Source organism: Psychrobacillus sp. NEAU-3TGS, assembly GCF_029955155.1.
GTDB lineage: Bacteria > Bacillota > Bacilli > Bacillales_A > Planococcaceae > Psychrobacillus.
In genome coordinates, this window is record NZ_JAPNOZ010000011.1 from 1 (window position 1) to 21,526 (window position 21,526).

Sequence of the window (21,526 nt, forward strand, 5' to 3'; positions counted from 1 at the left end):
TCTCGATTGAAAATTACCTTTTCCTCATTAATTTCTTCTCTTTTGGTCGATTTTCAATCGTTTTTGCGTTAATCCTTCTTATAACAATCACACATTATTGCTTCTTGGTGTGTATGGAAGTGTTCTGTTTCGACAATTACACCACCATCGGGTTGAAACAGTCCCTCTGTTATCGAACAACTAAAACACTCCACTTCTATCATTTGTCCATTTGCTAAGGTTATCTTTCTCATTTTTGCACTCCCTATCTTCTCCATTTGAATGCTCACAAAAACAGCGAAAGCATATTTAAATGCCTTCGCTGTTTTATACTTGAATTAAACTTCTTCACAATGTTCTTCAAATAGTCCTTGAAGATGTGTAATAACTGATGTTGGAGCGTGCCCTTCGATTTCATGACGACCGATTTCTGCTACTGTTTGTCCATCTTTTAGTAATACAAATGAAGGTGATGAAGGTAAATGATCTTCACCAAAAATATTACGTGCTTGTTGTGTTGCTAATTTATCTTGACCAGCAAATACTGTTACCAGATGGTCCGGGCGTTTATCGTAATGGATCGCATTAGCTGCTGCTGGTCGAGCGATACCACCTGCACATCCACAAACAGAGTTAATCATTACGAGTGTTGTCCCCGGACGAGATAAAGCCGCGTCTACTTCTTCTGGTGTTGTTAATTGCTCATAACCACTAGTTTCCATTTCTCCACGTGCTTGCATAACCATATCATTCATCAATAAATTAAAATCCATATTCATTGTTCAACACTCCTTTTCAAACTAGTATTATCTTATCAGATTATTGTTTAGAGTTCGAGGAAAATAACTCATCAACTGCCTGTGAAACAGTGATTTGTTCGCCCCTTACTAATTGTTCTAATTCCTTCATCGATTGTTTCTTTTCATTGGAAGAGAAAAAGTCATCATACAACCGGTCGATGATCATTGTTTTATACCAATCAACGGTCTGTTCTTTTCTTCTCTGTACCCAAACACCATTTTCTAGCATACTTTTTTGGAAAGACAAGATTGTGTCCCACACGATATCAAGTCCCTTTTTATATAGGGAGGAAACTGCTAGTGCTGGTGTTGTCCAATTGGGTGTAGACGGTGCTAGAAAGTGAAGTATTTGTTTATATTCTGCCACTGTTTTTTTGGCAAGTTTTTCATTCGCTCCGTCTGCTTTATTCACAACAATAGCATCGGCAAGCTCCATTATGCCTTTTTTCATACCTTGCAATTCGTCTCCTGCTCCAGTCAATGCTAGAAGCAAGAAGAAATCAACCATTCCCCGAACGATCGTTTCGCTTTGTCCGACGCCTACTGTTTCTACTAAAATGACATCATATCCAGCTGCTTCACATAAAAGCATCGTTTCGCGAGATTTTTTGTGAACACCACCAAGAGTACCGGCAGATGGAGACGGTCTAATAAATGCATTAGAGTTTTTCGCTAGCTCTTCCATCCGCGTTTTATCGCCAAGAATACTGCCACCAGTTAAAGAAGAACTCGGGTCAATCGCAAGGACCGCCACTTTATAGCCTTGATCACAGAGCATTTTTCCGAAGGCTTCGATAAATGTACTTTTCCCAGCTCCCGGAACACCAGTTATCCCAATTCGGATACTGTTTCCTGTGTGTGGCAGAAGTTGTTTTAATAATTGCTGACCGATTGCTTGCTGATCACTTACCGTACTTTCGATAAACGTAATCGCTTTTGCTAAGTGTAGTCTTGAACCATTACGGATTTCACGAATAAACTCTTCTACATCGATAAAAAGCTTTTTCTTTTTCGTAAATTTCTTTACAATCGCTTTTCCCATACCATCATGCTGCGATTTAATCCCACTCATGACATGCATTGAAGTTTCGTTATTTTTTCTCGATTCGGCCATTATCCTTCTACTTCCTCATAACCCAATCGTTTATATACTTCTTCGATGACTTTTTGAGCGGCAACGGGAATAACTGTACCCGGTCCGAAAATAGCAGAAGCTCCATTTTTACGTAAAAATGCATAATCTTGAGCAGGGATTACTCCACCGACCACGATTAAAATATCTTCTCGTCCTAGTTTTGCTAGCTCTTCTCGTAATGCAGGAACAAGCGTCATATGACCGGCCGCCAATGAACTTACCCCTACTACATGGACATCATTTTCCACTGCTTGTTGCGCCGTTTCAGCCGGTGTTTGAAATAAGGGGCTAATATCGACGTCGAATCCTAAGTCTGCAAATGCTGTTGCAATGACTTTAGCACCTCTGTCATGCCCATCTTGGCCCATTTTGGCGATCAGAATACGAGGACGTCTTCCTTCGTTGTCACGGAAATCTTCTGCCATTTGTTTGACTGCTTCTATTTCTTCTGCATCACTAAAGTTTGCACTATATACGCCGCTCACTGAACGAATCACCGCCTTATGTCGTCCGGCAACATATTCAATTGCATCGGAGATTTCTCCAATCGTTGCACGTTTTCTAGCTGCATCCACCGCAGCTGCTAATAGATTTACTTCACCTGTTTTTGCTGCTTCAGTTAAGGCCTTAAGTGCTTTTTGTACTGCTTCTTCGTCGCGATTTGCTTTTACTTCTGCCAAGCGTTCCATTTGTTTTTGACGCACGACTGTATTGTCGATATTCAAAATATCAATGGCATCTTCTTGTTCTAAACGATATTTATTGACCCCGATAATGATTTCTTTTGAAGAGTCAATTTGCGCTTGTTTTTTCGCAGCTGCTTCTTCAATTTTCATCTTCGGCAGTCCAGTTTCAATTGCTTTTGCCATGCCGCCAAGCTCTTCGATTTCTTCGATTAGTGCCCAGGCTTTTTCCATCAATTCGTTTGTAAGTGTTTCCACATAATACGAACCGCCCCAAGGATCAATTACTTTAGTCATATTCGTTTCTTCTTGTAAAAACAGCTGCGTATTACGTGCGATTCGGGCAGAGAAGTCGGTGGGAAGTGCTATCGCCTCATCTAGTGCATTCGTGTGAAGTGATTGCGTATGCCCCATTGCAGCGGCATTTGCTTCGACTAGAGTTCTCGTTACATTATTAAATGGATCTTGCTCCGTTAAACTCCAGCCGGATGTTTGAGAATGTGTACGTAGCGCCAATGTTTTTGGATTTTTAGGGTCAAAGCTAGCCATCATTTGTGCCCAAATTCTACGAGCAGCGCGCATTTTTGCTACTTCCATGAAATAGTTCATACCGATCGCCCAGAAGAATGAAAGTCTTGGTGCGAATGAATCAATTTCAATGCCGGCTTTTAAACCTGTCCGAACATATTCCAAACCATCTGCTAAAGTATAAGCAAGCTCAATATCTGCAGTAGCTCCCGCTTCTTGCATATGATATCCAGAAATCGAAATCGAGTTGAACTTCGGCATATACTTGGCAGTGTATGCAAAAATATCGGCAATTATTTTCATCGACATATCTGGTGTGTAAATATACGTGTTTCGAACCATGTATTCTTTTAAAATATCATTTTGAATTGTCCCTGCAAGCTGCTCTGGAGTTACTCCTTGCTCTTCAGCAGTGACAATATAAAAGGCTAGTATCGGTAAAACGGCTCCATTCATTGTCATTGACACGGACATTTGGTCGAGTGGAATACCACTAAAGAGAATTTTCATATCTTCTACAGAATCGATAGCAACTCCCGCTTTTCCAACGTCCCCTGTCACTCGTTCATGATCCGAATCGTAACCTCGGTGAGTAGGTAAGTCGAATGCTACCGACAAACCTTTTTGTCCCATTGCTAAGTTTCTTCTATAGAAAGCGTTACTTTCTTCCGCTGTTGAAAATCCTGCATATTGACGCACAGTCCATGGTTTTGCCACATACATCGTTGGATAAGGTCCCCGTGTATTTGGCGCGATTCCTGGTAAATCATTTAAATGCTGCACATTGCTTCGGTCAGATTCTTCATATACTTTTTTTAGCTCGATTCCTTCATTTGTTAAAAAGGAATCTCCTTGTTGTGGACTATTCATTGATTTTTCTATTAGTTTTTCGATAGAAACGGCTGAATAATTAGGCGTTGACATTGGAATCCTCCTTTTGCGCAAGTGCTAGCAATTGTTGTCCCTTTTCAAGTAATGACTGTCCGGCAAAAATGCGTCCAGACAAACCAGCTTCTAACCAGTCTTCATACTCCTCGCATTTACCTGCCACATCCATTGGAACGGACAATTGCTCATTCAATAATGCAGGAACTAAACCTGCTGTTTGCTCGTCATTTCCGACAAAGATGACATAGTCAATACGTTGTTCATCAATCCACTTTTGTAAATCGAACGGTTTTAAGTTTTCCGGTGCAACAGTTGGAGAAATACCTAATGCGACTAAATAACCGCTAACGAAATCCATTCGCGCTTTATATTCTTTTAATAAGCCATATGGAATAATAGTTGTATTTAATGGTTTTTGTTGAAATGCTTGTCTTAGCTGTTCGAATGGTTCGGCAAGACGTTTAAAATCTATCTGTTTAATAGCTTCCGGTAATATATCAGCTGGATTTGCGTAAATATTCGTTCCGATAAGCGATTTTTTTCGAGTAGCTAGTAGAGCAAGCTGCTGCTGCCATTTTTCATCTGCTCGAGCTAAAAGCTTGGATTCTCTATCTTCTAGCGTTGCTTCCTTCATTAACTCAAAAAAATAGGTCCATGCTTTTTCCACTAATTCTTTTGTTAAACTCTCCACATAGTAAGACCCACCGGCCGCATCGATTACACGCTGAATATGCGTTTCTTCTTTTAATACGAGTTGCATATTACGCGCGATTCGATTAGATGTCGGTGTAACTTTTGTCAAATAATCATGTGGGTACGTTGTTACGCTGTCTGCTCCTCCAAGCACCGCGGCAAGCGCACTATTTCCTGCCCGAAGAATATTAACATATGAGTCTAGTACTGAAAATGAACGCAATGAAGTTTCCACATGCACAGGAATTGCTTCTAGATTAGTCTGTCCAAATCCTTCGCCAAAAGCTTGCCAAAGGACACGGAAAGCACGAATTTTTGCTATTTCCATAAAGAAATTTGTATCTACCGAAAACTGAACAAATGCCTTTTGAACAAGCTCCCCTATGCTTGTTTCACGAGCAAGTGAATCTGCCTGTACAAGAACACTCGCTAGTTCACTGACAGCGTCTCCTCCAGCTTGATGAATGCTTGAGCCATTTAAGAAAGTCGTTCTAGCATGTAAAGTAGTAGCATTTTTTGCTCCCTTCACTAAACCATTTAACTCCGTGAAGTGGTCCAAAAAGGACGGATTGTTTGTTACATCTAAAATAGCCTTATGTTCTGATAATAGACCTTTCCATTCCTCTATTTGCTCAGCATTCCATACATGTTCTTTTTCCACTTTATAATGAATGACATCATTGCCTTTTCCAAGCGATTCTTTTATATCCATTAAAACTTCCTCACTTGTACCACCCTCTGCAAGTTGCGCGATGGACCATTCGGAAGAATTTTTCGCTTGTCTTACAATATCCGTTTGTGAAACAGGTATAAATGCCGCATCAGCTAATGAATAAAGCGGTTTCAAAATGATATCCTCTAAGGTTTTTGTAGAAAGGGAGTCTAATGTTTTCCCTTTTAGTGATTTAAGTGCTGTTTGTTCCCAATCACCGAGTGTTGCTCTATTAAATATTGTTTGTTTCATTTTATCTATTGTCATATGAACGCTCTCGCTTCCCCCTATGTAAATAAAATTAACTTAATTATATATTAACGGACAATGATTACATTAGAAAGGGAAACTTCCTCAGAAGTCTGAAGAAAGAGCAAAAGGACTGGAGCCTGGACGGAAAAGTTCTTGAAGAAAGTTTTCCGTAAATGATAATTTTTATAATTTTCTACTAAACGAAAAATCCTCTCTCATAATCGAAAGAGGATTTTTCGTTTTTTACTCAATTGCTCCCGTACCTTTAAGCTCTACATCAACGCTTACGTCAATCGGTAAATCTGGATATGCTTTTTGCCATTCAGAAATCGTGTTCTTATTATAGAGCACCATCGACCTATACCTTAAACCAAAGCCTATCGGGTCAAAATTTTCTTTTTGAACGGTAGTGAGAAAATCTATGATCTTTTTTTTCACTGCTTTTGAAGCTATCTGATCATACTCCTTTAGGTCTTTTAAGGATAGGTTTTTATTTGACTGACCAATTACACCAACCATTTTTATTTTCATATTAATGGATGTTGGTTTTTCATCGACCATTATAATTTTATAATGTATCTTTGTTCTTTCCATATTAAGGATTAATGTTAAATCATCTGATTCTGCTTTATAACTAAATCCACTCATTCCATTTACGATAGTATTGTAATACTTTGATTCCTCTGCGTCTAATTCGAGCGGTTTTGTTTCCTCTTTCACAACTAGAGATTTATTGACTATTAACTCTTTTTTATCTTCTGATGCCTCTACAAGCGGTACTACTGCATCTATCCCATCCGACAACATATTTCTTCTAAATTCATAAAGGAAAGTAGAGGTGATGAAAGGACTATCCGTACCACTAGTACCAAAAAAGTTTATAAGAGTAGAGGATACTGCCGATTCGGCAGCAGGTTCAACTCGTAAAATAGATTCCGCAGAAGGTTTAGCAGCAGCTACCCATGCTATTAACTGAATATCACTCCGTCTCACAAAATAATCCATAAAATCCTTTATATTCTCTTGTAATAAACCTTCATTAATCACGATCATTTTGGTATGCCCAAATTCTAGTACTTTATCGGTGTGCGTCTCCAAAATTCGGATTGCTTCTGCAAGTGTTTCCCCTTCATACACTAAATATTCATAGTTAGGACCAGTAGATGATTTAATGGAAGCGACTGGTAAGGATAGTTTTAATGTTATTTTATAACCCCCTTTTTCCTTTTCCGAAGGGTCTACACCAATACCCGTTACGAAAACTCGCTTATCAATATCTTTAAATCCACACCCTGCCAATATAGAAACACATGAAAAGTATATAGCTACAACAACGACTACTTTAAAACTCTTGAATCGACGCTTCATAGTTTCGCTCTCCTTTTCACAAGAACTAAGGAACTGATTAATACGACGAAAAAAATTGGTATAGACCCAAAGAAATAATTGGATAAGGAAAATAGTTGGTACTGTGTCAATTTTCTTGTTAAAACTAAAGAAATGATGCCAAATATAACAACGAAAATATAAGGTGCCAACATTTTATCTTTCCATTTCAAACGTTTAAGTTGAAAAATACTTTCTAAAAGTTTTAAAGCCACATGCCAATGCAACAATAAACTAACAAAAGCGATTCCCAAAAAAGCGAGGATGAAAATAAAAATAACTCGTTCTATTAAACCATATTTCATGCGAACCGAATCACTCGTGGATATCCATGGAAAAGTAAGTTCTGCTATCTGTTCCACCCCGTTATACCCAATAGGGACAAAAAAGTAGTAAACAATATGGCAGCTCCTGATAACCCAATAACCAGGACTTGTTTCCATCCCATTTTATGCTTTTTTGTAAAAAGTTCGTTAAAAATGACTAAATCTGCAATTCCCATAAATATGTAAAGAGCAGCACCAAATGCCCAATAAGAGGGAACATGGTTTATATGCATCATGGCAATCTTGATAAAATCCCAGTCTAGTTTGGGGTTCACATAAAATTTTATCAATAAAAAGAAAATTAAAGGAACAAATAAAACGAGCACAATTTCTGCCATATACAACATACTTCTAGATTTCATCAATATTCCAAAGGATATAACCAGAACAAAGGCTAAGGTTGTTATAACAATGGATGTTTCTGGTGCAAAAAAAGTGATAAATAGAAATACGTACGTAATGAGGGTAATAAGTCCAGCACCAAACCAACATAAAAATAGATAAAAAAGCACCGGGTAAGCAAACCATTTAGGTGTATATTGTTTCAACATATCCGGAAAACTTTTACCCGGGAACGCGTTGAATAATTTAACTAGAATAAACACGTATATTGTTCCAATAATAACAGCGGCAAACATAGAAGGAATTGCACCAGTTTTGCTTTCAAATAAAAGTATTTTAGGCACAGAGGCAACGATATTAGAAATCATCGTTAAAAAAATTAAATAATAAAGAAAACGATTCATTCGCTTTTCACCCCTTTTTCACTCCTTCTACTCTTCCAATACATTTTTAAATAAGGTTCGCCAAAGCTTTCCTTATTTATTAAAAACATAAGAATCCCTAAAAAGCCCAATATGAAACCGACTGTACCAAAAAAAAGTTGTAAAAGCGAGTAGAATATATCTGCAAAATCTAATTGAAAAACTCATTTCGTTAATAGGGATAACGAAACTCGAGATAGCGACCGCTGATACGATGATAATCATGATATTGGAGGTTAGCGCTGCTTCAGTAGCTGCAGATCCCAATATTAAACCACCAACCGTGGTAGCTGTGGCACTAATGGCTTTTGGCAGCCTAATACTCGCTTCTGTTAATAGTTCCATAAAAATAAGCATAAATAACACTTCGATAAAAGATGGATAAGGTACTCCAATCCTACTCCCCGCAACAGTTAAAGCGAGCTCTGTTCGGAAAATGTCAGGATTATACGAAGTAATGGCAACATATAGAGCAGGCAATATTAAACAGGTTATGAGCCCAAAATATCGAAGTACGAGCGTAAACGAAGTAATCCAAAATAAATGATAGTTATCTTCCATGGACACCATAAAATCAAAAAAGACGACTGGAGCTATTAAAGCGTGTGGACTTCCGTCAATCATAATTATGACTTTTCCAGCATCCAAATTATAACAAATACGATCAGGCCTCTCTGTCAGCATTAATGTTGGAAACAAAGTAAACTTCTTTCCATTTAAGTACAGTTGAAGTTCCCCCGCTGATTGAATAAGCGGTGAATCTAATCCTTCCAGTCTTTTCCGAATCGTTTTTAAAATGGCTGGCTTTACAGTTTGATCATCGTAAATTATAGCAATGTCATTATGCGTTTTATCTTTTAACTCTAAGATTTCAATCTTCAGAGTGGGCTCCTTATACCGGTGTCGTATTATATTCAAGTTGGTAAGAATATCCTCGCTTAATGCTTGCTGAGGTCCATATACAGTTGGTTCCATAAGCGTTTGCTGAACTGTACTCGTGTTTACCTTCTTCACATCTATTAGAAAAAATTGATGCTGAACCGCTATTAAGACACTTCCCTTTGTAAGCTCAAGCGGGATTTTTTCTTCTGATTTAATTTCTAGAATATCAGGCGACGATTGAACATAAGACGCATAATGTTGCATCGACTTCATTTCGAAAAAAGGCTTAATAATCATATTTTGTAATTTATCGCCGTCTACTGCTGTTTTTAAATAAAGTAAGAATGCTGCCTCTTCTTCTAGCTGTAAAGGGATTAGCAAAACATCAAAAGAAGGACTCAGTTGCTCCTTAAGTTCACTCATCAACTTAGGAGGATTCGGTTTCTCTTTTAAATTTGTCATGTACAAACCTCCAGGAAAGAGAATCTTCGATAAGCATAGGTTAACCGAAAGAGCACTTTTCAATCCTATTAGCAGGAAATATACATGCTTTCATTGAAGAAAATTTATGATCAGGAATACATACACTTACACAAGGAGCATATATTTTGTAAATAGAGTTCAAATTTATTTCATCAAAGGGAATGATATATTGAGTGCAATAGTTCTCGGGGGAATTCTTTTTATAAGTATGGTTATCGGAGCTGGAATGGCTTGGTTAATCGCCACTATATTTCAACATTCCAAGGAAGGTTTGGCTCTTTTATGCGGGGGATTCTTAGTAGGAATACTGGCACTCGATCTTATCCCATCTGCAATAAATTCATACAAATTACCTGGAATAGCGCTTGGGATACTCATCGGATTTATATTTCTATTACTAGTGAACACATCATTCCACTCTTCTAACCAACATAAATCGTCTGTCTATTTGCTAACGATCGCTCTTTTTATACATACCATTCCCTTGAGTTTAACTATTGGAAATTTACTAGAGGATTCTTCTTTCGCTCGCTCCATCACAACTTCTACCATTTTGCATCATATCCCGGAAGGCTTTGCGCTTACTTCTCTATTTGTTTCACAGGGTCAGAAAATAATAAACTTATTCCTATGTTTTATTAGTTTATCTTTCTGTTTTAGTATGTTTATTTGGATTGGCAACCATATACATCTCGACATGAAGGCGCAAAGTATCCTTTTAGGCATATCTATTGGACTTATTGCTATTACTAGTGTAAATGAATTTATTCTACGTAATATAAAGGCCATGTCTACTAGATCAGCCGCAACCTTTATCCTATTAGGGTATCTTCTAAGTGTAGTATTTCATGTAGTATTCTAATTAAATCTCAAAAAACGCAAGAAGGAGTTCTAGTCCTTCTTGCGTTTTCCTCTAGCCTCGCTTCATCAAGCGTATCGCCTGAATCGATAAACGGACGAGTAGCACTGCACATAAGAATAACCCTACATACGCAGCACTGTTTAAATATACTGCATATGGTGCTTCGATGAATTGTGCGATCGCTAAAAGCGATACCGATAAGATGCCAAATGTAATACCAACAAACAATAATACAAATCGGGAAAACAATTGTGTCACGAACATCGCATTCTTTTTATCTGAGAATATATCGTGATGTAACGTAATTTTTCCACTTTCTACCCGTTGCATAAGCTTATCCACACGTCGAGGAAGCTTACGAAGAGCAGGTAATAACAATGCTAACTCTTCTTCCAATCTCTCTTTTGTAGCAAGCGGTTCTTTAAACGGTCTTTTAATCATGGAAGTAATATAGTGTTTAGAGAATTCTTTTGCTTCATTAAATAAATTAAAATCAGGCTGTATCAAACGCAACGTCCCATCTAAAGTGATAAACGAACGTAATGCTAAGCCGACCGATGGATAGAAGGATAAACCAAAATCTCGAATAACTTCAAAAAAAGAATGTATTAATTCGTCCGTTTGTATCCGTGGAACATACGAGATACGTAACAAAATTTGAGCCATCGCCTGCTCCATTTTCGCTTGGTCTATATGTTCATGATCTTCTACGAGTTGTGTAATAGCATCATATAAAATATTTGCGTCATTTTGCTGAATTCCCATCAGAAATAACTTAATACCTTCTTGCTGAGGACCTGCTAATCGCCCAACTGCTCCGAAATCCAACAAAATAGGAGTTCCATCTACTTCGTCGATAAAAATATTTCCTGGATGTGGATCCGCATGGAATATTCCTGAAAACAACATTTGCTCAAAAAAAAGAAAATAATACGGTTTGAGCAAACTCTTCCCTATCTACCTGCAAAGTAGTGAATAATGCATTTCCGGTAGCAACGCTTTGTCCATGAACAAATTCAGAGATAATTAACTGATTGTTGCTAAACTCCGAATAGACATGAGGAATCTTCAATTTGTATGGACTATTTCTTAGGGCTGTCTTCACCTGTATCGTATTCCGCATCTCAATATCAAAATTTACTTCTTCCCGCAAACTCGCTGCAAATCCAATCGCCAATTCTCTGAATCCTAAGTTTTCTGCCCATGTAGATTTATCCGACACCCATTGCGCAAATTCTACTAATATATTCAAATCATCTCGCATCATATCTTTTACATCCGGTCGCAGTAATTTGACGACTACTTGTTGCTCGTTCTTTCGTAATACTGCTCTATGTACTTGTCCAATGGAAGCAGCCGCAATTGGGTTCATATCAAATTGTGAAAACACTTCCTCCATCTTATATGGTAAGGACTTTTCCAATATTGTTTTTACTTGTTCGCTAGAAAGCGGCCGTACGTTTTGTTGAAGCGTTCCTAATTCTTGAACAAAAGCCTTTGGAAAAATATCATTGCGAGTAGAAAGCACCTGACCAAATTTGATGAAGATTCCTCCAGACTCCTCGAGCGTATCTCGAAAAGCTATCGCTAACTCATGGTCGTTTTCTCTATGTCTTGCGTATTTTAACGTTCGAGAAATTCCATTTTTCACAGCAATTTGTACAACCTGGCGCAATCTTTTTTGACTTCTCCACTGGTTTCGCAAACGTAATAACAGCGATTTTTGCCTCGGTAAACGCTCCCCTTTTTCACCGATTGCCATTGGATCAAACAATTCGAAAAAGAGATAAAGGAGCATCGAAATAAGTAACATACTGCCGATCCAAATAATCGTTCGTACATCCATAAATACATAAACATCTTCTAAAAAATCTGTACCTCGCAAATACGAATACCAATAGACAAGAGAAGTAAACGCTACACTAATAAAAACGGACATGATTCGTTTCATTAGATTAATTTGCGAGCCCATCAATCGACCACTCACATAAAAAATAAACATAGCTATGATGAGTACTTGAATGATTATTTTACATAAACCATAAATCACACCCCATTCACTTTCTTCTATGTACCCACTAATACAGTTTATTAATCGAGTTCTTTTTAATATATTATCACTGAAACTACAAAAATACCTATCGCACACATTTGGTTCGATAGGTATTTTCGTTTTATTTTCAGCAGATACTAATCCCATATACCGATTATAAATTTATATTCAATAGTTTTTGGCTTATTGCTCTAAAGCCTTTATCGTTTTTCGGTAACTGATTAAAATTTGACCGAATTTATAAATCCAATATAATAATGCGAGAAATAATAAAGGTCTCATCACTCCGCCATAACTCCAAGCAACAAAAGATTCGTCTTTTATTAGGATATTCATATAAAAAGAAAAGGATAAGATGAGGATGAGATAGATACTCATGCCAAGATTCATTTTAAAAGCTCGTTTAATCGATTGTCTTTGTTCTTGTTTATCATAGGAGAAACGAGGGATCTCTTCTTCCTCTTCATAATGTTTTGCCCAAATTGAATAATTTAATAGCGTCATGTTGGAGGAATACTTAAGCTTCCACCCCATTTCTTTATGCGTTGCAAAATAGGAAGGCTGTACCTTATATTCGAACATACATTCATATTTTATATGATTAGGATCTGTTTTTCTAAATGTAAAAATGGAAGCTCTCACGCTTTCTAGTTCATATCCTTGTTTTGCAAGACCTTCTAACCATTCTCTTGTATCCTCTAATTGATACATCCAAGCTCCTCTGAATTTACGCATTTTTTTGCCGAGAGGTATTGAATCGATAGCTACATCCATCTCGTTAATTTCAAAACGACGATACGCTCTAAATACGTAAATAGCAAAGCTAGCGATCGCTACAATTCCAGTTAAAGGAAGTATGAAGAGCCATAAATTTTCAAGTGGAACTTCCTCCCCTGTCTGTACTGACGAAATAATTGATATTAACATAATTGGTAGCATCGATGTGGAAACATAAAAGGTAGCGATAGCGCTCATTACGTATGCATGTGTGCGATTTCTTTTCACAAGAGCATCTCTTGTTGGATACAGCCGAACTGTCTGCTCTTCATTCACTAGAAATAACCATTTTCCGTTAGATAAAGCAACTGACCAGCCTGCTTTTTGCAGAGTTTGGGGAAGAGTATTAGTCTTTGAAGCATATTGAATACGATAAATTACCTCTTTCGACTCCCCTTTTTCAAAGATAAAAGTTCGTGTCCACCGGTTGACGCTTGTTAAATGCCAACCTTCCCCTGCCATTTTAGAGAGCCATTGCTCCGTTTTCTCGATATTGTAGCTCCATAGCCACTTCACTTTCTTTTCAATCATTGAAAGTCCCCCTCGAAACGTAATACATTGTTATGTAATTCTTTCAATCGCTTCATTTCTACACGCATCAGCTTCTTACCAATATCAGTTATTTCATAAATAGTTTTACGTTTTTCATCTGCATAGATTGTAATAATTTCATCTCGTTGCATTTTAGTTAATGTACCATAAATGGTACCAGAGCCTAATGTAAGCCGACCTTCCGTCATTTCTTCAACTCGTTTAATAATGCCGTACCCATGCCTTGGTTCAGTTAAGGAAAGCAATATATAAAATGCCGTTTCTGTCATCGGCACATATTTCTTAATAACTTTTTCCACTAATTCACCCTCTTATATGTCATACCATGACTATGTCGTATTATGACTATATCACAACGTGACATAAACATGCAAATCCAATAAAGTGAAACTTCAATCAGGGGAGGGCGACGCACAGGACGTGCTAGTGGGGACGTTGCGACATGGACGTCACGCTTTTAGTCCCCGTCATCCCCCACTGATTGTTAGTTGTGTCCCACACGATGTGGGTCACACAGACGTTGTAAACGCTCTTTTATTTTGCGACGTGCTTTGCCCGGGAGCAACACGATATTGCTTACTTAGTCTGGGATCATTTCATCGGGCGCATGCCAGCAGTTGATCTCCCACTTATCTTTTCGCTTTTCTTCAATCTTGAAGTGGGAGTCTTACTGCCCGTTAATGCGGGATAAAATATTTTCTCGTCTTTTTGCATACAATAAAAGACTTGTCCCAGTAAGAAAGGAGATTTACTTTGTCAGAAAATAGGAAGGATCCTTTTTATCAACAATGGTGGTTTATCATATTAATAATTATTTTAGCGGTAGGCATTATTGAGAATGCATTTGATGACAGCGACCAAGCTAAGATGGAAAGGGCAGACGCGATTACAGCTGCTTTTCAAGAGGAAGCAGTGAAGGAAAAAATAGTGGAGAACAAGCCGAAACCAGATGTAATTGCAGAACATTTGATCAAAAAAAGATTCGGATTCACAAAGGAAGAAAAAGAAAATACGATGATATCTGCTGAATATGAAGATGGGGTCGTGGAAGTAATTATAGTGGCAAACAAAGTTTTAACTGCGAAAACACTCAAACAGGCTTCGTTGACTACAGCTTTTGATTATATGCAATCCATGAAATCTCGTCCAGATGTAAACCAGGCTAATTTCATTGTTCAAGCACCACTCACGGATCCATTTGGCAACGTAAAGACTGAAGATGTGATGATTGTGCTCATGAGTAGGGATACATTAGATAAGGTAAACTTTGAATATTTCAAAGTTGGAAATTTTAGTAAGGTATCCGATAGTTACTGGGAACATCCTACCTTAACTGTTAAATAAAATAGGATGTGCATAGACACATCCTATTTAATCACCTTTATGTAGGAATAGCGATAGTAAATGTTGTACCCTCACCTACTTTGCTTTGGACATCAATATTCCCATTTAGCTTAACGATCGTTCCGTACACGAGTACCATACCAAGACCAGTTCCCTCTTTTGTAAAGGAATAGTACGGTTTACCTAGGTGATAGAGATCCTCCTTTGTCATACCGACCCCTTCATCCACTATTCGAATAACGATATTCTTCCGTTCCTCTATTACGGAAATAGAAAGAATACCTCCTTTTTCTTTCATAGACATGATTCCATTATTAAGCAAGTTCAGCAAACATTGCCTTATCTGATTTTGGTCATAGTTCTTTTTTAACGAATTAGAAAAATGGAAGCGGATTACTACATTATGGAGACTCGCAACCGGCTGTAACATATCCTTTACATATTGAATTTCTTCCTTCAAATCCGAATAAATCATATGCTCTGACTGAGGCTTTGAAAATGCCAAATAGTCATTTAAAATTTTTTCCGCTTGCATCACTTCTTTTAAAGAGTAATCGATATACAATTGATCTTTATCTGTTTTTGTTTTAGATATGGCTAACAATTGTAGAAACCCTTTCGTCGCCGTTAATGGATTCCTTAATTCATGTGAAAAGCTTGCAGAGAGCTCTCCCATGACATGAAGCTGCTCCGCTAAAAGAAAGTACTCTCGCTGTTTCTTATTGGAAATTATTTTTTCTATTAGAATTAGATTTATCATCATGAAACTTGCTTTAATTATCAATGCATAAAAAGCTAATGTCCAAAATTCAGAAGTTATTTTTTCCAAAAATAGGGACAACGTTAACAAGTAAACTAAAACTCCTATAACCGCGCTGTAAACACCAACTATAACCCGTTTATTTGAGTCATATTCTTGAAAACGCTTAGTTAGGAGTGGCAACAAAATAAAAGTAGCTGTCGCTAATAGAAATGACTGAAACGTCCCTTCCCCACCAATCATAAATCGCTGTATATTTAATAATACATACATTGGAAATAAACCCTTATATCCACCGTATAACGCTACAATTGTAAATGGGATATATCGTAAATCATAAAGTATATCAGCTTCCAGTTTAAACGGATAATTCATACATAAAATCATCGAGATAGCGAAAAAAAGCAAGAAAATCAGCTGCTCATATTTTTTTCGGTACTATCAAAAAAGAGATTAATAAGTAAAATTGGTAAAATAATAAATAATATATTGACCAAAAAGCTTTCTAGCATTTTTTATTCTCCTATCCCCCCATATTAAGAAATGCCCGGTCTGGAAGATTTATTTTATTTGTTACTTCGATAAAGATAAAGTTCGTTGTAATCAAATATATCAAAGCTACTCGTCCCTCTGCAAGACACTTTTAGAATTGTTTCTGATGTTATCATTTCACCTTCTAAATATACATTAAATTCTGATAAATGCACTTTTATTCTTGCATCATAATTTCCACTGTCTATATTCAAGGAAGTGAATTCACTTTTCATAAGTCTATTTCCACAGCCATAATATTTTTTAGTCCGGATCTTCTTCGTTTCTTTCAATAACAAGCACATTACCAATGCTTCCATAACAGTATTTACCGAGTCGAAGTTTCCGGGATTATCCCTTCCTAATTTACGCTCCTTTTCTAGATAGAAGCTTTTAATACTATCGATAAACTTGGTAATTTATTTATTTCCTCTTTTGTCCGTTCGGTTGTTTCTTCAAGATTTGAGTCGTTTTACGTTTTACTGAACTCTAGTTTTAACTTGTTTCCATTTATTCCATATACTTTTCTAAGGAGGTGGCTGTATCATTTCTTATTTGCTGCAAAGATTATTTATTTAGCCATAGGTTTGAATGTAGGATCGCTATCCAAGTTAAAAGCTCCCCCAAGTCAGTCAAAATAACGACTTTTAGATGAGTCCTTCATTATATTATCTTTAGTCAAGAAACCAACATAAAAATAGATTAAGTACTATTAAAACTTTATTCATTAATGTAACTACTACTGTAAAGAAGCATCTTTGGATTTTGTAAGTCCTGATAGTGAAGTTATAAACAAAAAAGACTGAGTTGATATCTTTATCAATCAGTCTTTTAAGCGAGATTTTTAGTTCAATTAACCCTTTTGTCATGGCGTCTTTTTATTTGGTTAGAAAGACACCATCTTTTTCTATTGCATTTAATATGATATAAACAATATTTTCAAGCAGATGAACGTAATCTTACGTTCCACAGAAAGTTTGATACTTACAATCAGATTGCACAGGCAACGTAGTATAATCAACTTGTTCTTGAGAATACGCAAAAGGATCAGATAGAATTTTCAAAAGTTGCTCCATTACAGTTAAATCACCTTGCTCAGCTGCACTTAAAGCTTCTTCAACACGGTGGTTGCGTGGTATTACTGCTGGATTGCTTTTACGCATAAACTGATATGCGGATTCTCTTGACTCCTCCTGAGCATTTAATCTTTCTTGCCATTGTGCATACCAGCTGTTAAATTCCTTCTTCCCAAATAAAATGGTGTCTTCCATTTTATCCAATGTTAATGCTCTGAATGTATTTGTATAATCCGCTCGATACTTTTGCATTATCCCGAGGAGTTCTTCGATAAGTGCTTCATCCCCTGCCTTTTCATCAAATAATCCTAATTTTGCTCGCATCCCTGACAGCCAATGGGCATAAAACAGTTCAGGAAAAGCTTGTAGCGCTTTTTCGGCCAGTTTGTAAGATTCCTCTAGGTTTTCATGAAGCAATGGCAATAAACTTTCTGCAAAGCGAGCTAAATTCCATCCACCAATATTTGGTTGGTTACCATATGCATAGCGCCCCTGTGTATCAATGGAACTAAACACCGTTTTCGGGTCATACACATCCATAAAAGCACAAGGACCATAATCGATTGTTTCTCCACTAATGCTCATATTATCTGTATTCATCACTCCATGAATAAAACCAACGAGTTGCCATTTGGCAATCAGCTCCGCTTGTCGCTTGATTACTTCCTGAAGAAGAGAAAGATACCTATTTTCATCCATTTCAACTTCTGGAAAATGCCGTTGTATTGTATAGTCAGCCAACGTACGAAGCTCCACTATACTGCCCCATCTTGCAGCGTATTGAAAAGTACCAACACGCAAATGACTTGAAGCCACTCGAGTTAAAATAGCTCCGGGCAGTATTGTTTCACGGATAATTGGTTCTCCTGTTGCCACAACAGCCAGACTTCGGGTAGTAGGTATACCAAGACCGAACATCGCTTCACTAATGATATACTCCCTTAACATTGGTCCAAGAGCGGCTCTACCATCCCCTCCACGTGAATACAGTGTTCTTCCTGCCCCTTTAAGCTGGATATCAAAACGCTTATTAACAGGTGTAATTTGCTCCCCAAGGAGCGTAGCCCGTCCATCACCTAACATATTAAAATGTCCAAACTGATGTCCCGCATAAGCTTCGGCTATCGGCCAGGCTCCTTCTGGTACTTTGTTACCTGCAAGCTCGGCTACTCCATCATCACTTTTTAATGACTGGACGTCTAGCCCTAATGATTTCGCAAGTTGATCATTTAAAATCGTTATCTTTGGTGCACGCACTGCGTTTAAGTTTTGTTTTGTAAAAAACACTTCTGGTAGACGAGTATAACTATTATCGAAATTCCATCCCGTTTTGATTGTTTCTTTTTTCTGTGTCATCGTATCTCCTTTTCTTCTTCGTCTTTTTATTAATCTTCTTTACCCTCTCAAGCCGAACTTAAATCCGACTTTCTCTCGAAGTTGCATCTTTAATAATCCAGTCAGCTGCAGTTATTAGGTCAGGGAATACGGCATCAGCAAGCGGGTCACTTTTACCTAAGTATACTCCTTTTGTGCCTGCCTTTTTCCCTGCAATAATATCCGTATCAGTATCTCCAACCATGTAAGATTGTTGTAATTCAATATCGTATTTTTGACCAAGATCTACTATTAGTTTGCTATTTGGCTTACGACAAGCACAACCCGCTTTCGGTTTATGTGGACAATAAACCGCTTCATGAATAATTGCTCCTTTTTTGTTGAGTTCTGCAATCATATAGTCATGAATGTTTTGGAGCTGTGATTCTTTCATAAATCCGAGTCCAACACCGCCTTGATTTGTTACAACAAATATGTAATCAAAGAAAGCATTCAATTTCTTAATTGCTTCTGGCACTCCCGGTAGAAAATAAAGCTCTTTAGCTCTGTTCACAAATTTAACCCGATCTGATAGAACTTCATTTATGACACCGTCTCTATCCAAAAATACCGCTTTCTTCATTTACTTCCCGCCTTCCAGTCGTCTTCAAAAACCTTTTGTACTTAAGATTCCCAAGAGGAACAATAAAATACAAGAGAATAAATCCCTATAGTTTTTTTAACTTTTGGCTAAGTTAAAGATAATGGTTGATGTAAAATGCAGATAAAAAAGGAGCTGAGAAAGAGATCTCCAAGCTCCCTGTATTTTGAATAGGATAAAAAGTGAACATAGAATTAACTTATTTTAGTTTTAGGAACGGTTTTCTTGCAGCTTCATAATATGCTTTAAACCTTGATGTGCATCTACAAAAGTAGCTATATTTCCTAACGTTCCAATTCTAACTGCCAATTCAGGCTTAATACCAACTATAATGCATTGTACTCCTAATAATCTTAAACAATCATGTAATTTTTGAAGGATTTGCCTCACGCTATCATCAAAATTTCCTATACCACTGAGACTAACCATAACAAATTCTATACCTTTTGAGATACATTCCTCTAATACAATAGGTATTAGTGTCTCTCCTCGAACTACATCAAACTCCCCTACAAGCGTAAGAGCTATCGTGTTATCCCAAATATGTAGTATGGGAGTTGATAATTCACTGACTTTATCCTCCAATCTCCTTGCTTCATCCGCTTCACTAGTAACATCCATGAGCATTACCATGTAACCCTCAATCTCCTGATTCTGATTCCGTATACTCTTAATTGGTGTTATGACAATATCAGCAATAAAGTTATTTTTTATATTGATCCTCGCTTTATGGCCATTTTTTATTTCAGACATCACTTGTCGCTGGTGACTAGGCTCTTTATGAAAGAAATCCATGTTCATACCAATAAAATCATCTGAATTGGAAAGATCATACCATGGAGCTATTGAATTAAGTGATTTCCTAGCATAAGCATTTAACCAAATAATATTGTAGTTTATATCTGCAATAATAATATTTTCACCAATACTATTTAGAGCATCTGTGCCAGTAATATTTATTGGTAATAATCTATTGTTCACAATTCTGCCACCTTTTTTTGATATAACTTTATTATATACCTATTTGATCTCACTTGAATACCAGACATCAAAAGTTATCCCTTTTTCTAAGAATATATGGCACTGTATTTTTGTCTTTTACCAACCCTTCAATTTCACTGGAAATATGTATATACTTTTCTGCTTGTTTCACATCCATCCATATTACTTCTTCAATTTCTTCTGGCAATGATATGTTTATTTCTCCATCAATTATTTTACCCGTAAAAGTAAAGAAAATAGCATGGTGTCCTCTTTCTTCAAAAAAAGCTTCACCTACAGAGAAAACACCATCCACTTGTACATCTAATCCTGTTTCTTCCTTCACTTCACGTACAGCAGCTTCCTTAAGCGTTTCTCCCTTTTCAACTGCCCCTCCTGGGAGTGTATAGTAAGAGTCTCCTGTGCCTTTATTTTTTACCATCAATACATTCTGCTCAAGTTCGTCAAACAAAAGGACATAGGTCACGTCTACTCTTTTCATGTTACTCCATTCCTTTCTAAACATATATTTTGTCGCTTAATAGAATGATTTTCAATGATTATCGATAATTAAACATATAATCAAATCAATAAAAAGAGTTACTGATCAATTATTTGATCGGTAACCCATTAATGCTTCCATTTCCATCATATAAAAGTTATTTGGGTTTCAAAGACTTCCTAAAAGAAAAACACCATTTATCATAACCTAGTTTTTCTTCATAAAAACGATGAGCATTACTTCGCTGTATGCCTGATTCTAGTGCCACATATTCAGCGCCATTTCTTTCCGCAAAACTATGTAAAAAACTTAATAATTTCTCTCCGTATCCAAATGAACGGTGTGAATAATCAGTTACCAAATCATAGATGAAAATATGTCGTTTGTTGTAAAAGTTAGTTCTCCAGCTAAAACCGGCTAAAGAAACAATTTCACAATCTTTATATAGAGCGTATAAGGTATATCCATCTTTTTTCATTTCTTCAAGTAACGCCAGATATGTCTCTTTAGTTAACTCGGTTCGCAACTGATTCATAACTGGAAATGCCTCTAAATATTGTGCCCGGCTCGTTAACTCTTGTATCGTTTCGGTCATATCGTTG

19 protein-coding genes and 1 pseudogene are annotated in these 21,526 nt (G+C 37.0%); 2 read left to right on the top strand and 18 right to left on the bottom strand.

Translation table 11 applies throughout. The features are described from left to right. Nucleotides 1-68 precede the first annotated feature (68 nt). The 8 genes from OR571_RS12520 to OR571_RS12560 all read right to left on the bottom strand — a co-directional run bounded on the left by OR571_RS12520 (nucleotide 69) and on the right by OR571_RS12560 (nucleotide 9,490). A complete protein-coding gene (locus tag OR571_RS12520; RefSeq protein WP_282243163.1) occupies nucleotides 69-233 on the bottom strand; it encodes a hypothetical protein in 165 nt (54 codons plus the stop codon). An 84-nt stretch (nucleotides 234-317) separates the two neighbouring features. Beyond that, the gene (locus OR571_RS12525) at nucleotides 318-758 is read right to left on the bottom strand and encodes a BrxA/BrxB family bacilliredoxin (protein WP_282243164.1); all 441 of its coding nucleotides are present in this window, start codon (nucleotides 756-758) and stop codon (nucleotides 318-320) included. Between the two features lie 40 nt (nucleotides 759-798). Next, nucleotides 799-1,893 (bottom strand): methylmalonyl Co-A mutase-associated GTPase MeaB, encoded by a 1,095-nt coding sequence (meaB, locus tag OR571_RS12530; RefSeq protein WP_282243165.1) that lies wholly within the window; start codon nucleotides 1,891-1,893, stop codon nucleotides 799-801. Continuing rightward, complete coding sequence (gene scpA / locus OR571_RS12535) at nucleotides 1,893-4,049, bottom strand: methylmalonyl-CoA mutase (protein WP_282243166.1); 2,157 nt, start codon at nucleotides 4,047-4,049, stop codon at nucleotides 1,893-1,895. Before scpA ends, meaB begins: the two co-directional genes overlap by 1 nt. Next, nucleotides 4,036-5,685: a methylmalonyl-CoA mutase family protein gene (locus OR571_RS12540; RefSeq protein WP_282243167.1), complete on the bottom strand. Its 1,650-nt coding sequence runs from the start codon at nucleotides 5,683-5,685 to the stop codon at nucleotides 4,036-4,038. Before OR571_RS12540 ends, scpA begins: the two co-directional genes overlap by 14 nt. A 228-nt stretch (nucleotides 5,686-5,913) precedes the next feature. Beyond that, nucleotides 5,914-7,038, bottom strand: coding sequence for a Ger(x)C family spore germination protein (locus tag OR571_RS12545; protein WP_282243168.1), 1,125 nt, complete (start codon nucleotides 7,036-7,038; stop codon nucleotides 5,914-5,916). A 367-nt stretch (nucleotides 7,039-7,405) separates the two neighbouring features. Next, on the bottom strand, nucleotides 7,406-8,128 hold the full coding sequence (locus tag OR571_RS12550; RefSeq protein ID WP_282243169.1) for a hypothetical protein: 723 nt from the start codon (nucleotides 8,126-8,128) through the stop codon (nucleotides 7,406-7,408). Nucleotides 8,129-8,200: 72 nt separating this feature from the next. Next, nucleotides 8,201-9,490 carry a spore germination protein gene (locus OR571_RS12560; protein WP_282243171.1) on the bottom strand — a complete coding sequence of 430 codons (1,290 nt, stop codon included), beginning with the start codon at nucleotides 9,488-9,490 and terminating at the stop codon, nucleotides 8,201-8,203. Between the two features lie 190 nt (nucleotides 9,491-9,680). On the opposite strand from OR571_RS12560, the gene OR571_RS12565 reads away from it, so the two are divergent. Next, entirely contained in the window at nucleotides 9,681-10,373 is a 693-nt protein-coding gene (locus OR571_RS12565; protein ID WP_282243172.1) for a ZIP family metal transporter, read from the top strand. A gap of 51 nt (nucleotides 10,374-10,424) precedes the next feature. On the opposite strand, the pseudogene OR571_RS12570 reads toward OR571_RS12565, so the two are convergent. The 3 genes and pseudogenes from OR571_RS12570 to OR571_RS12580 form a co-directional block, all read right to left on the bottom strand. Further along, nucleotides 10,425-12,375: pseudogene (locus tag OR571_RS12570) on the bottom strand (ABC1 kinase family protein). Between the two features lie 234 nt (nucleotides 12,376-12,609). Beyond that, complete coding sequence (locus tag OR571_RS12575; protein ID WP_282243173.1) at nucleotides 12,610-13,734, bottom strand: DUF2812 domain-containing protein; 1,125 nt, start codon at nucleotides 13,732-13,734, stop codon at nucleotides 12,610-12,612. Continuing rightward, nucleotides 13,731-14,024: a PadR family transcriptional regulator gene (locus tag OR571_RS12580; RefSeq protein WP_142538603.1), complete on the bottom strand. Its 294-nt coding sequence runs from the start codon at nucleotides 14,022-14,024 to the stop codon at nucleotides 13,731-13,733. Before OR571_RS12580 ends, OR571_RS12575 begins: the two co-directional genes overlap by 4 nt. A gap of 484 nt (nucleotides 14,025-14,508) precedes the next feature. On the opposite strand from OR571_RS12580, the gene OR571_RS12585 reads away from it, so the two are divergent. Continuing rightward, entirely contained in the window at nucleotides 14,509-15,099 is a 591-nt protein-coding gene (locus tag OR571_RS12585) for a hypothetical protein (RefSeq protein ID WP_282243174.1), read from the top strand. Between the two features lie 37 nt (nucleotides 15,100-15,136). Here OR571_RS12585 and OR571_RS12590 read toward each other — a convergent pair whose 3' ends face one another. The 7 genes from OR571_RS12590 to OR571_RS12620 form a co-directional block, all read right to left on the bottom strand. Beyond that, complete coding sequence (locus OR571_RS12590; RefSeq protein ID WP_282243175.1) at nucleotides 15,137-16,246, bottom strand: sensor histidine kinase; 1,110 nt, start codon at nucleotides 16,244-16,246, stop codon at nucleotides 15,137-15,139. Nucleotides 16,247-16,425: 179 nt separating this feature from the next. Next, on the bottom strand, nucleotides 16,426-16,710 hold the full coding sequence (locus OR571_RS12595) for a hypothetical protein (protein WP_282243176.1): 285 nt from the start codon (nucleotides 16,708-16,710) through the stop codon (nucleotides 16,426-16,428). 639 nt (nucleotides 16,711-17,349) lie between these two features. Continuing rightward, a complete protein-coding gene (locus tag OR571_RS12600) occupies nucleotides 17,350-18,822 on the bottom strand; it encodes a protein adenylyltransferase SelO (protein WP_282243177.1) in 1,473 nt (490 codons plus the stop codon). Between the two features lie 58 nt (nucleotides 18,823-18,880). Next, nucleotides 18,881-19,423, bottom strand: coding sequence for a D-glycero-alpha-D-manno-heptose-1,7-bisphosphate 7-phosphatase (locus OR571_RS12605; protein WP_282243178.1), 543 nt, complete (start codon nucleotides 19,421-19,423; stop codon nucleotides 18,881-18,883). A 228-nt stretch (nucleotides 19,424-19,651) separates the two neighbouring features. Next, the gene (locus tag OR571_RS12610; RefSeq protein WP_282243179.1) at nucleotides 19,652-20,422 is read right to left on the bottom strand and encodes an STAS domain-containing protein; all 771 of its coding nucleotides are present in this window, start codon (nucleotides 20,420-20,422) and stop codon (nucleotides 19,652-19,654) included. A 67-nt stretch (nucleotides 20,423-20,489) separates the two neighbouring features. After that, nucleotides 20,490-20,924 carry an NUDIX hydrolase gene (locus OR571_RS12615; RefSeq protein ID WP_282243180.1) on the bottom strand — a complete coding sequence of 145 codons (435 nt, stop codon included), beginning with the start codon at nucleotides 20,922-20,924 and terminating at the stop codon, nucleotides 20,490-20,492. 157 nt (nucleotides 20,925-21,081) lie between these two features. Then, nucleotides 21,082-21,519: a GNAT family N-acetyltransferase gene (locus tag OR571_RS12620; protein WP_282243181.1), complete on the bottom strand. Its 438-nt coding sequence runs from the start codon at nucleotides 21,517-21,519 to the stop codon at nucleotides 21,082-21,084. Nucleotides 21,520-21,526: the final 7 nt, after the last annotated feature.